Raw genomic sequence first — 11,980 nt, forward strand, 5'->3', positions numbered from 1 at the left:
GCTCCAGATCTTGGACCTAGCACACCCCAAGACGGGTGACCAAGCGACCGGATGCCGCCACGGGGCAGGAGCGTTCCCCGCCGGACGATATCGCCCGTCGGCGAGGAAAATCTTCCGAAATTCGACGATTGGAGGGCGGTTTGCCCGCCGCTCCCTCGGCATCATGCGTCGCGCTAGTGCACCGCGCCGGGGCCGGCAATGGCGCCGGGCGGGCTCTTGCCCATGATGATCATGCCCAGCACCTCGTCCTTGGTGACATCCGAGGTCTTGGCGGTGCCGACCAGCTTGCCGTTCTTCATCACGCTGACGCGGTCGGCGAGGTCGAACACGTCGTGGATGTCGTGGCTGATCAGGAAGATGCCGATGCCCTCGGCCTTGAGCTGCTTGATCAGCTCGGCCACCTGTGCCGTCTCCTGCGGGCCGAGCGCGGCGGTCGGCTCGTCCATGATCAGGATCTTGGCGTTGAAGTGGATGGCGCGCGCGATGGCCACCGACTGGCGCTGGCCGCCGGAGAGGCCGCGCACCGGCTCCTTGAACTTGCGGAAGTTCGGGTTGAGCCGGCCCATCACCTCGCGCGCCGCCGCTTCCATGGCGACGTCGTCCAATGTGCCCCACGGCGTCATGATCTCGCGGCCGAGGAACAAATTGGCGGCGGCGTCCACATTGTCCGCCAGCGCGAGGGTCTGGTAGATCGTTTCGATGCCGTAGCGCTTGGCATCGCGCGGGTTGGCGATGTCGGCCTTTTCGCCGTTGATGCGGATCTCGCCGGAATCCGGGCGATAGGCGCCGGCGAGGATCTTGATCAGCGTCGACTTGCCGGCGCCGTTATGGCCGAGCAGGCCGACCACCTCGCCGGGATGGAGGTCGACATTCACCCCGTCGACGGCGCGGATGCCGCCGAAGGAGATCGAGATGTCGCGCATGTCGACGAGAGGGGGCGAGCCGGCGAGGGGGGTAGAGCCTTGGGTTGCCATGATGTCGCCTCCTCTCACTTGAAGCGCTTGCGGTAGAGCGTATCCACCCACACTGCGAAGACCAGCACGATGCCGACCACGATGTTCTGGTAGGGCGTGTCGACCCTCATCAGCACCATGCCCGATTGCAGGCTCTGCATGACCAGGGCGCCGAGCATGGCGCCGGCCACGGTGCCCGCGCCACCCGCGAGGGAGGTACCGCCGATCACCGCCGCGGCGATGACATAGAGCTCGTCGAGCGTGCCCTGGGCGTTGGTCGCCGAGTTGAGGCGGGCGGTGGAGATGGCGGCGCCGATGGCGGCGAGGCCGCCCATCAGGGCGAACACCATCAGCGTCACCCGCTTTGTATTGATGCCGGCGAGCTCGGCGGCCTCCGGATTGCCGCCGATGGCGAAGACGTAGCGGCCGAAACGGGTACGGGTGGTGACGAAGGTCATGATGACGCCGATGGCGAGCGCCACCAGGACCGGCACCGCGAAGCCGAAGGAGATGGCGAGACCCTCCGGCGGCACTTCAAGGCCGTTGGCCTCGGCATAGCGGCGGGCCAATGCGGCGGGCAGCGTGTAGGCATTGACCACCAGCGTAGCGGCCACCACCGCGAGGCAGCCGACGCCGGCGGTGACGAATTCGGCCCAGACCGGCTTCAGCGGAAAGCGGAAGCGCTGGCGCTGGCGGCGCGCCTGCAGGGTGGCGAGCAGGATGACCGCGCAGGCCATCGCCGCCACAACCCAGCTCCAGAACGCGCCGATCGAACCGTCGGCGCCACCGCCCAGCAGCTTGAAATGGTCGTCGACCAGCGGAATGGTCTTGCCCTGCGCCACCGCCCAGGCGGCGCCGCGCCACACCAGGAGGCCGCCCAGCGTGACGATGAAGGCGGGCACGCCGAGATAGGCGATGACGAAGCCGTGCAGGGCGCCGATCAACGCACCGATGCCGATGCCGGCGACCAGGGTGAGCACCGCAACGGCGGGATGGTTGAAGCCGAAGGCCGGCATCAGCGTGCTGGCCTGGAACACCGCCATGATCATGCCGGTGACGCCGAGGATCGAGCCGACCGACAGGTCGATGTGGCGCATCACGATGACCAGCACCATGCCGGTCGACATCACCGCGATGGAGGCGGTCTGGACCGAGAGGTTCCAGAGATTGCGCGGGGTGAGGAAGGTGCCGTCGGCCAGGAAATCGAAGACGATCCAGATGACGGCGAGCGCACCGACCATGCCGAGGAAGCGCACGTCGAGCTCCAGCGCGCCGAGCAGCGACGGTGCGGGCCCCTGCGGCGGCGAGGCCGGCCGCGCGGGGGCGGGTGCGATGGTGGACGGGCTCGTTGACTGGCTCATGGGCGTACTCCTCGGCCGACCCGTTGATGGGCGGGCGGCGGGGTTCGCGCCCCGCCGCATTGTTAGATGACGATCAGTTGCAGGCCTTCACCGTGCCAGCCTTCACGCCCTGGCACACGGTCGCCTTCGGTACCCAGCCGGCCTCGATGATCACGTCAAGATTGTCCTTGGTGATCGGGACCGGCTTCAGGAAGGTCGAGTTCATCGACACCTTCTTCGGGCCGCCGGTGAAGGTGGTGGTGCCCTTCACATCCGTGGGCTTGGTGCCCTTGGCGAGATCGAGGGCGATCTCCGCGGCACGCTTGCCGAGTTCGCGCGAGTCCTTCCACACCGACACGGTCTGGGTGCCGAGCGCGATGCGGTTCAGCGCCGCGAAGTCGGCATCCTGGCCGGACACCGGCACCGAGCCGGCAAGGCCCTGGGCGGCAAGCGCGGCGACGGCGCCGCCGGCGGTGCCGTCATTGGAGGCGACGACGGCGTCGACCTTGTTGTTGTTGGCGGTCAGGAACTGCTCGGTGTTGCGCTGGGCGTTGGCCGGCAGCCACGAGTCGGTATAGGCCTCGCCGACATTCTTGATGTCGCCCTTGTCGATGGCCGGCTTCAGCACTTCTATCTGGCCGGAGAACAGGAAGTCGGCATTCGGATCGGAGGCCGAGCCCTTGATGAAGAGGTAGTTGCCCTTCGGCTTCAGCTTCTGCACCTCGGCCGCCTGCAGCCGTCCCACCTCCTTGTTGTCGAAGGTGATGTAGTAGGCATAGGGGTTCTCGATCAGCCGGTCATAGCCGACCACCGGGATGCCCTCGTTCTGCGCCTTGGAAATGGCGGGGGCGATGGCGTCGGAATCCTGCGCCAGGATGATCAGCACATTGGCGCCCTGGGCGATCAGCGCCTCGACGTCGGAGAGCTGCTTGGAGGCCGAGGACTGGGCATCGGCAGAAATGTACTTGGCGCCGGCGGCTTCGAGCGCCTTCTTGATCGCCGCTTCGTCGGTCTTCCAGCGCTCTTCCTGGAAGTTGGACCAGGAGACGCCGACCACGGTATCGGCGGCGCGGGCAGCGCCGGTCGCGATGAGCATCGCGAAGGCCGCCACGGTGACGGTAAGCTTGGACTTCATGCGTTCCTCCCAAAAGGATGCGTGGTGATCAGATGCAGGGCTTTGTGTTGAGGGACGGGCCGTGGGGCGGCCTCTTCGTCTTGATGTTCGAACCTCAAACCAGATGACGGATTTCATCCTCCTCTGCAATCGGGTACCGACTTTGCACAGCTTCGAGGCCTTCGTCGAGCCTTCATCGCACCGTAACAGAACAATTCCACCACGGCGCTTCACCTCTTGTCTAATTGGTGGACATCTCATTCATGAGTTGCGTACGTCAAATTTTGAGGGCAACTTCTCGCCATGTCGAGAGTTTCCTCACGCATAACCCTTCAGGACGTCGCCCGCGAGGCCGGTGTGTCGCTGGCCACCGCCGACCGCGTGCTCAATGGCCGTGCCGGCGTGCGCGAGGCGACGGCGGGCCGGGTGCGGGACGTGGTGGCTCGGCTCGGCTACCGCCCGAATGCCGCCGCGGCGCGGCTGGCGCGCGGCGAGACCTATCGCTTCTGTTTCGTGCTGCCGTCGGGGACCAACGTCTTCATGCGCCAGCTCGCCGAGCAGGTGGGGAACACGGCGGAATGGCTGTCGACCCACAATGCCTTCATCGACCTGCTGCGCGTCGACGTGTTCGCGCCGGACGCGCTGGCCGCGACGCTGGAAGGGTTGATCGGCCACTATGACGGCGTCGCGGTGGTGGCGCTCGACCACCCGCGGGTGCGCTCGGCGATCGACGACCTCACCGCCGCCGGCATGGTGGTTGTGACGCTGGTTTCCGACGTGCCGTCCTCGCATCGCCGCCACTATGTCGGCGTCGACAACATCGCCGCCGGTCGCACCGCCGGCACGTTGATCGGCCGATTCGCCGGCGGGCGGCAGGGATCGGTCGGGCTGATCGTCGGCACGCCGGCCCTGCGCGACCATGCCGAGCGGCAGTTCGGCTTCACCCAGGTGCTGTCCGGCGAATACCCGTCGCTGAAAGTGCTGCCGGTGCAGGAAAGTCTCGACGAGGACCACCGGACGCAGGAGATCGTCGAGCAGATGCTGCGCGAGGTCCCGGATCTCGTCGGGCTTTACAATGTCGGGGCCGGCAATGGCGGCATCGCCGCCGCCCTGGCCGCCTTCGGCCGCGCCGGCGAACTGGTCTTCGTCGGCCACGACCTTACCGACGACACCCGCCGCTTCCTGCTGCGCGGGGTGATGGATGCGGTGATCAATCAGGATGCCGGCCACCAGTCGCGCTCGGCGGCGCGGGTGCTGCTGGCCTATTGCTCGGGCGAGCCGCTGTTCGACGAACAGGAGCGCATCCGCATCGACATCTTCGTGCGGGATAATCTGCCGTGATACGCCGCTGCGGTGTGGAATCACGGTGAATGAAAGGATGTGAGGCATGTTTGTCGGCCTCGATATAGGTACGTCCGCCATCAAGGCGGTGCTCGTCGACGAGAACCAGGCGGTGCTGGCCACCGCCGAGGTGCCGCTGTCGGTGTCCAGGCCGCAGCCGGGGCACAGCGAGCAGAACCCGGAGGACTGGTGGCAGGCAACGCTTGCCAGCCTCGACCAGCTCAAGGCCTCGCGGCCGGCGGACCTGGCGGCGGTGAAAGGCATCGGCCTCTCCGGCCAGATGCATGGCGCGGTGCTGCTCGACGCCGCCGGCGCGGTGCTGCGCCCGGCGATCCTGTGGAATGACGGCCGCTCGGCTGCGGAGTGCGTGGAACTGGAGGCCGCCTTTCCGCGCTTGCACCAGGTGACCGGCAACCTCGCCTTTCCCGGCTTCACCGCGCCGAAGCTGCTCTGGGTGCGCAAGCACGAGCCCGACATCTTCGCCCGCACCGCCAAGGTGCTGCTGCCGAAAGCCTATGTCGGCTACCGGCTGACCGGCGAGATGGTGGAGGAGATGTCCGACGCCTCCGGCACGCTGTGGCTGGACGTCGGCAAGCGCGACTGGTCGGACGCGGCGCTGGCCGCCACCGGCCTCGACCGCACGCACATGCCGCGTCTTGTAGAAGGCAGTGAGGTCGCGGCCCGCATCACGCCGGATCTCGCCGCCCGGTGGGGCATGGCGAGCCCGCCGGTGCTGGCTGGCGGAGCGGGCGACAACGCCGCCGGCGCGGTCGGGCTCGGCGCCATCCATGCCGGCAACGCCTTCGTCTCGCTCGGCACCTCCGGCGTGCTGTGGGCGACCACCGACCGCTTCGCGCCTAACCCGGAATCGAGCGTGCACGCCTTCTGCCACGCCATTCCCGCCACCTGGCATCAGATGGGGGTGATCCTCTCCGCCGCCTCGGCGCTGGGCTGGTGGGCGCAGAACGAGGGCATCTCGCCCGGCGACCTCCTTAAGCCGCTCGGCGACGCGCCGGTCGCGCCGTCGCGGGCGATCTTCCTACCCTATCTCTCCGGCGAGCGCACGCCGCACAACGACACCGCGATCCGCGGCGCCTTCATCGGGCTCGACCACGAGACCACGCGCGACGGGCTCACCCAGGCCGTGCTCGAAGGTGTCGCCTTCGCGTTCAAGGATTGCCTCGACGCGCTGAACGCCGCCGGCACCACGCTGGAGCAGGCCGACATCATCGGCGGCGGCTCGCGCTCGCGCTACTGGACGGCGGTGATCGCCAATGTGCTCGGCCTGCCGATCAACCGCATCGAGGACGGCGAGCGGGGCGGGGCCTTCGGTGCCGCCCGGCTGGCCCGCATGGCGGCGACGGGAGAGAGCCCTTCCGCCATCTGCCTGCCGCCTCGCCGTATCGAGACCATCGCGCCGACCCCGGCGCTCCAGCAAGCCTATGCGGAAAAGCATGCCCGCTACCGCGCGCTGTACCCCGCCTTGAAGGGAGTGACTTCATGAATGCCCCCGCCGGTTTCTTCGAGCCGACCGCGCCGCTCGCCTATGAGGGGCCGGAAAGCCGCAACCCCTTCGCCTTCCGCTGGTACGACAAGGATCGTGTCGTGCTCGGCAAGCGCATGGAGGACCATCTGCGCTTCGCCGTCGCCTATTGGCACAGCTTCACCTGGCCGGGCGGCGACCCGTTCGGCGGCGAGACGTTCCTGCGCCCGTGGATGCACGGTTCCGACGAGCTGGCGCTCGCCCGTGCCAAGGCCAACGTCGCCTTCGAGCTGTTCCGCATCCTCGACGTGCCGTACTTTGCCTTCCACGACCGCGACATCGCGCCCGAGGGCAAGAGCCTGAAGGAATCCAACGCCAATGTGCGCGCCATCGCCGACATCTTCGCCAGGAAGATGGAGACGTCGAAGGTGAAGCTGCTCTGGGGCACGGCGAACCTGTTCTCCAACCGCCGCTTCATGGCCGGCGCCGCCACCAATCCGGACCCGGACGTGTTCGCCTATTCCGCGGCCCAGGTGAAGAACGTGCTGGAAGTCACGCATGAGCTCGGCGGCGAGAACTATGTGCTGTGGGGCGGCCGCGAGGGCTACGAGACGCTGCTGAACACCGACCTGAAGAGCGAGCTGGACCATATGGGCCGCTTCCTCAACCTTGTGGTCGAGCACAAGTACAAGATCGGCTTCAAGGGGACGATCCTCATCGAGCCGAAGCCGCAGGAGCCGACCAAGCACCAGTATGATTTCGATGTCGGCACGGTGTACGGCCTGTTGTGCCGGGCCGGCCTCGAGAAGGAAGTGAAGCTCAATATCGAGGCCAACCACGCCACGCTCGCCGGCCACAGCTTCGAGCACGAGATCGCCATGGCGGCGGCGCTCGGCATCTTCGGCTCCATCGACATGAACAAGGGCGACGCGCAGTCCGGCTGGGACACCGACCAGTTCCCGACCAATGTCGAGGACACCGCCCTCGCCATGTACGAGATCCTGAAGGCGGGCGGCTACACCACCGGCGGCACCAATTTCGACGCCAAGATCCGCCGCCAGTCGATCGACCCGGAGGATCTCGTCCTCGCCCATTCCGCCGCGATGGATGTCTGCGCGCGGGCGCTGCTGATCGCCGCCGACATGGTGGAGGATGGGGCGCTCAAGAAGGCGGTCGATGACCGCTATGCCGGCTGGCAGACGCCGGCGGCGCAGGCGATGCTGGCCCCGGGCGCCTCGCTCGACAGCATCGCGGCGCGGGTGGAGGCGGAGAACCTCGACCCGCAGCCGCGCTCCGGCCGGCAGGAGCGCCTGGAGGCGCTGGCGGTCAGCTATCTGCGATAAGGCTAGGGAGGCCGGAGAGCGGCGGAAATCGCCACCGCTCTCCGGCATGATGGCTGCCCGGTCAGCCTTTCATCTTCTGCAGCGCCTGAGCGCAGCCGACCGACATTTCCTTGGTGTGCGACTTCAGGCACTTCATGATCCGGCCGCCACCCGGTGCCACCGTGCTGCACAGGCGTTCAATGTCCGCCTTGCAGTATTTGGCGAGGTCGTTCTCCTGCGCCTTGCCGGGCACAGCGAACAAGGTGGCGGCGGAAAGGGCCAGTATAAGGGCTTGGGGGCGCATGGGCGTTCCTTGAGCTGATGAACCGACGCACGCCTGTTTAGCGCGCGCGGCACGCCGAGCGAATGTCGATTTCTGACCGGATGCCGGTGAGCCTGCCGCTAGGTATCTGCGGCTTCCTGCTGCGCTCGGATACCGTTTCGGTGTAGGGCTTAATGGTTCCGTAATTGACTTATGGTGAATAAATCCCTTCGATCGGTGGCGGGGAAGCGACCGTGACTCGTGCCAACATCCCGAAATGCGAGGATGTGGCGATCTGAGGAGGGGACTTGGTATGCGTTGGAGCATTCTGGGCGCGGTGGCCGTTGCCGCCGCCCTGTCCGGTGGAGCCATCAGCGACGCGCAGGCGCAGGCGCGTCCGCCCGCGGGTCTCAACAGCATGCTTTTGGACGTGCAGGAGGAGCCAGGGCGCGTGCCGTCGCCGGACGAGGAACAGCTCGATCCGACGTTCCGCCGGCAGCCGGTCTATTTCCGCACCAACGAGCCGCCGGGAACCATCATCATCCATACCGATGAGCGGTTCCTCTATCTGGTGCTCGGCGACAACCGGGCGATGCGCTACGGCATCGGCGTCGGCCGCGACGGCTTCCAGTGGTCCGGCCTGCAGAAGGTCTCCCGCAAGGCCGAGTGGCCGGATTGGACGCCGCCGGCGGAGATGATCCAGCGCCAGCCCTATCTGCCGCGGTTCATGGCCGGAGGCCCCGGCAATCCGATGGGCGCGGCCGCGCTGTATCTCGGCCAGACCGTCTACCGCATCCACGGCACCAATCAGCCGCAGACCATCGGCTATGCCGTGTCGTCGGGGTGCTTCCGGCTGGTGAACAGCGACGTGGCGGATCTCTACAGCCGCGTGCCGGTCGGCACCAAGGTCATCATCCGGCAGACGCCGGCGCTCTGATAGGCGACATGCGGCAGGAGCCGCAGGGGGAAGGCATGAAACATCTGGGAATGGCGCTGGCGGCTGCCGGCGTCCTGTTCACGGCCGGCATCGCCCAGGCCGACACGCTCGCCGACGTGAAGGCGCGCGGCACGCTCAAATGCGGCGTCAACCAGGGGCTCGACGGTTTCTCCGCGAAGGGCGCCGATGGCAGCTGGAGCGGCTTCGACGTCGATCTGTGCAAGGGCATCGCTGCCGCCATCTTCGACGACCCGGCAAAGGTGGAGTATGTGCCGCTGTCGGCGGAAGCGCGCTTTCCCGCCCTTACAAAGGGCGATGTCGACGTGCTCGTCCGCAATTCCACCTGGACGATGGCGCGGGAGGCCGGGCTGAAGCTGCTGTTCGCCGCCGTGTCCTACTATGACGGCCAGGGCTTCATGGTGCCCGCCGCCAAGAACAAGACCAGTGCGCTGGAACTCGACGGCTCCAAGGTGTGCACCCAGGCCGGCACCACCAGCGCGCTCAATGCGCAGGATTATTTCCTGCAGAACAACATGAAGCTGGAGCTCATCCAGCAGCCTGGCGTCGACGAGCTGGTCAAGGCCTATGACAACGGCACGTGCGACGTACTGACGACCGACGTGTCGCAGCTCTACGCCCTGCGGCTCAAGCTGTCCAAGCCGGCGGACAGCATCGTGCTGCCGGACGTCATCTCCAAGGAGCCGCTCGGCCCGGTGGTGCGCCAGGGCGACGATGTGTGGCTCAACGTGGTGAAGTGGAGCTTCTATGCCCTGCTCAATGCCGAGGAGCTCGGCATCGGCAGCAAGACCCTCGACCAGGCGCTGAAGTCGCAGAAGCCGGACGTGAAGCGCTTCGTCGGTGCCGACGGCGTCTATGGCGAGCAACTCGGCCTGACCAAGGATTGGTCGGTGCGGATCGTCAGGGCGGTCGGCAATTATGGCGAAGTGTTCGAGCGCAATGTCGGCACCGGCTCCAAGCTGGGCATTCCGCGCGGCATCAACCAGCTGTGGAGCCAGGGCGGCATCCAGTACGCGCCGCCGATCCGCTGAGCTCTTTTCGTTCAATTAACAGGGCCGGTGTCGCTGCGAGGCGCGCCGGCCCTTTTTCATGCGTGCTCGGCGCCCCGGAAACGGGCCGCATCGGCGGCTTCCGGGCCGCGAATGGGAACTCAACGGGCATTCCGCCGTTTACCACGCGGCGACAGATTTCATTCAGGTCGCATTCATGTGCTTCCACTTATTTTGACGCTCATGGATGGTATAGCTGGAGTAAACTTGAAATGAACAAAGTTTCCTTCGCGGCCGCCGCCGTTGCGGCTCTTGTGTCCGCTGGCACGCTTCCGGCCGCGGCGGCTCCTTGGAGTCCGCAAGGTATTCAATCGGCTACGCCGCTGGTGGAGCAGGTGCAGTATCGTCCACGGCCCAACTACCGTGGACCCGGTCCGCGATATAATGGGCCGCGCGGCTACTACAATGGTCGCCGTGGATATTATCAGAGCGGCCGCAATTACTATTATAACGGCTATCGCGGCTATAATTATTACCGGCCGGGCTATCGCCAGTACAATGGCTGGTGGTTCCCCGCTGGCGCCTTCGCTGCCGGTGCGCTGATCGGCGGGGCCATCGCCGCCCAGCCGAGCTATAGCGGCGGCGGCAACGCGCATGTGCAGTGGTGTGCGAGCCAGTATCGGTCCTACCGGGCGTCGGACAACACCTTCCAGCCCTATAACGGGCCTCGGCAGCAGTGTGTTTCGCCTTACTGACGCGCCGTCCTGCCGTACCAAAGGAAAGCCCGGCCTCCGCGCCGGGCTTTCGTGTTTTCGCTGACCGGCTTGACGTGCGCACGCGGAGCGGGCCTATCGAAGGTGTCCGATTTTTCCGGCAGAAGCCTCCGATGAAGGTGCGTATATGACCGAACTGACCCTCGCCGCCGCTCAGATCATCGTCGCCACGGCACTCGACCATTGCCGCGCGGGCAATTTCCAGCCGATGTCCATCGTCGTGCTGGACGCGCGCGGTGCGCTGAAGGCCGCGGCGTCGGAGGACGGCACCAGCCTGAAGCGGGCGGACATCGCCCGCGGCAAAGCCTTCGGGGCGCTGTCGCTGGGGGTAGGCTCGCGGTCGCTGTTCAAGCGCGCCAAGGAGCAGGCGTTCTTCATCGCCGCTGCGAGCCATGTCGCCGACGGCGCGCTGGTGCCGGTACCGGGCGGCGTGCTGATCCGCGACCAGGCGGGTGCGCTGATCGGTGCCGTGGGCATTTCCGGCGACACCTCGGACAATGACGAGGCGGCGGCGCTGGCCGGCATCGCGGCGGCGGGCCTCAAGGGCGATCCCGGCGCGGATTGATCCCTGCCCGGAAGGGTTCGGCGCCGGCGTCAGGCCTTGGCGACGGCGTCGAAGGCCTGGAGCCTGGCGATCAGCGCCGGCATGTTGTCGAGCCGGATCATGTTGGGGCCGTCCGATGGCGCGCTGTCGGGGTCCTGATGCGTCTCGATGAACACGCCGGCGACGCCGATGGAGACGGCGGCGCGGGCCAGCGTCTCGACATATTCGCGCTGGCCGCCGGACGAGGCGCCCTGGCCGCCCGGCTGCTGCACCGAATGGGTGGCGTCGAAGATCACCGGCGCGCCGAGCCCGGCCATGATCGGCAGCGAGCGCATGTCGGAAACCAGCGTGTTGTAGCCGAAGCTGGTGCCGCGTTCGCACAGCAGCGTGTTCGGATTGCCGCTTTCGGCGATCTTGGCCAGCACGTTCCGCATGTCCCAGGGGGCGAGGAACTGGCCCTTCTTCACATTGATCGCCCGGCCGGTCTTCGCCGCGGCCACCAAGAGGTCGGTCTGGCGCGAGAGGAAAGCGGGAATCTGCAGCACGTCGACCACCGGCGCCACCTGCGCGCATTGTTCCTCGGTGTGGACGTCGGTAAGCACCGGGAAGCCGAACTGCGCCTTCAGCTCGGCGAAAATCTCCATCGCCTTCTCCAGCCCGATGCCGCGCTTGCCGGAGAGCGAGGTGCGGTTCGCCTTGTCGAAGGACGACTTGTAGACGAAGCGGATGCCGGCCCTGTCGCAGATCTCGGTCAGCCGTTCGGCGACCATGAAGGCATGGTCGCGGCTTTCCATCTGGCAGGGGCCGGCGATCAGCGCCAACGGCGCGTCATTGGCGAAAGTGACCTGCCGGTCGCCGGAGCCGACAAGGATGGTGGCGTTGGTGGTCGCGTCGGCAGTCACGA

The 11,980-nt window shown here is 66.8% G+C and carries 12 protein-coding genes; 7 read left to right on the top strand and 5 right to left on the bottom strand.

Annotated features, from left to right (window positions below):
- Positions 1-173: 173 nt before the first annotated feature.
- From J2X65_RS04930 to xylF, 3 genes are all read right to left on the bottom strand, one after another.
- Positions 174-974: an ATP-binding cassette domain-containing protein gene (locus tag J2X65_RS04930; RefSeq protein WP_310198846.1), complete on the bottom strand. Its 801-nt coding sequence runs from the start codon at positions 972-974 to the stop codon at positions 174-176.
- A 14-nt stretch (positions 975-988) separates the two neighbouring features.
- Complete coding sequence (locus tag J2X65_RS04935; RefSeq protein WP_310198848.1) at positions 989-2,314, bottom strand: sugar ABC transporter permease; 1,326 nt, start codon at positions 2,312-2,314, stop codon at positions 989-991.
- A 73-nt stretch (positions 2,315-2,387) separates the two neighbouring features.
- The gene (gene xylF, locus J2X65_RS04940) at positions 2,388-3,428 is read right to left on the bottom strand and encodes a D-xylose ABC transporter substrate-binding protein (protein WP_310198851.1); all 1,041 of its coding nucleotides are present in this window, start codon (positions 3,426-3,428) and stop codon (positions 2,388-2,390) included.
- Positions 3,429-3,710: 282 nt separating this feature from the next.
- On the opposite strand from xylF, the gene J2X65_RS04945 reads away from it, so the two are divergent.
- The 3 genes from J2X65_RS04945 to xylA are packed head-to-tail and all read left to right on the top strand — an operon-like array spanning position 3,711 to position 7,574.
- Positions 3,711-4,748, top strand: coding sequence for a LacI family DNA-binding transcriptional regulator (locus J2X65_RS04945; RefSeq protein ID WP_310198855.1), 1,038 nt, complete (start codon positions 3,711-3,713; stop codon positions 4,746-4,748).
- Between the two features lie 46 nt (positions 4,749-4,794).
- The gene (gene xylB, locus J2X65_RS04950; protein ID WP_310198857.1) at positions 4,795-6,252 is read left to right on the top strand and encodes a xylulokinase; all 1,458 of its coding nucleotides are present in this window, start codon (positions 4,795-4,797) and stop codon (positions 6,250-6,252) included.
- Positions 6,249-7,574: a xylose isomerase gene (gene xylA / locus J2X65_RS04955; protein WP_310198859.1), complete on the top strand. Its 1,326-nt coding sequence runs from the start codon at positions 6,249-6,251 to the stop codon at positions 7,572-7,574. Before xylB ends, xylA begins: the two co-directional genes overlap by 4 nt.
- Positions 7,575-7,635: 61 nt before the next feature.
- Here the strand turns inward: xylA and J2X65_RS04960 are convergent, their stop codons facing one another.
- Positions 7,636-7,857, bottom strand: a complete 222-nt coding sequence (locus J2X65_RS04960) for a cysteine rich repeat-containing protein (RefSeq protein ID WP_310198861.1) — start codon at positions 7,855-7,857, stop codon at positions 7,636-7,638.
- Between the two features lie 271 nt (positions 7,858-8,128).
- On the opposite strand from J2X65_RS04960, the gene J2X65_RS04965 reads away from it, so the two are divergent.
- The 4 genes from J2X65_RS04965 to J2X65_RS04980 all read left to right on the top strand — a co-directional run bounded on the left by J2X65_RS04965 (position 8,129) and on the right by J2X65_RS04980 (position 11,097).
- Positions 8,129-8,752, top strand: a complete 624-nt coding sequence (locus J2X65_RS04965) for a L,D-transpeptidase (RefSeq protein ID WP_310198865.1) — start codon at positions 8,129-8,131, stop codon at positions 8,750-8,752.
- Positions 8,753-8,787: 35 nt separating this feature from the next.
- Positions 8,788-9,801 carry an amino acid ABC transporter substrate-binding protein gene (locus tag J2X65_RS04970; protein WP_310198868.1) on the top strand — a complete coding sequence of 338 codons (1,014 nt, stop codon included), beginning with the start codon at positions 8,788-8,790 and terminating at the stop codon, positions 9,799-9,801.
- Between the two features lie 230 nt (positions 9,802-10,031).
- Positions 10,032-10,514, top strand: coding sequence for a BA14K family protein (locus J2X65_RS04975; protein ID WP_310198870.1), 483 nt, complete (start codon positions 10,032-10,034; stop codon positions 10,512-10,514).
- 145 nt (positions 10,515-10,659) lie between these two features.
- The gene (locus J2X65_RS04980; RefSeq protein WP_310198872.1) at positions 10,660-11,097 is read left to right on the top strand and encodes a heme-binding protein; all 438 of its coding nucleotides are present in this window, start codon (positions 10,660-10,662) and stop codon (positions 11,095-11,097) included.
- Between the two features lie 29 nt (positions 11,098-11,126).
- On the opposite strand, the gene kdsA is transcribed toward J2X65_RS04980, so the two are convergent.
- Entirely contained in the window at positions 11,127-11,978 is an 852-nt protein-coding gene (gene kdsA / locus J2X65_RS04985) for a 3-deoxy-8-phosphooctulonate synthase (protein ID WP_310198874.1), read from the bottom strand.
- Between the last annotated feature and the right edge of the window lie 2 nt (positions 11,979-11,980).

The organism is Ancylobacter sp. 3268, from assembly GCF_031456575.1.
Taxonomy (GTDB): Bacteria; Pseudomonadota; Alphaproteobacteria; order Rhizobiales; family Xanthobacteraceae; genus Ancylobacter.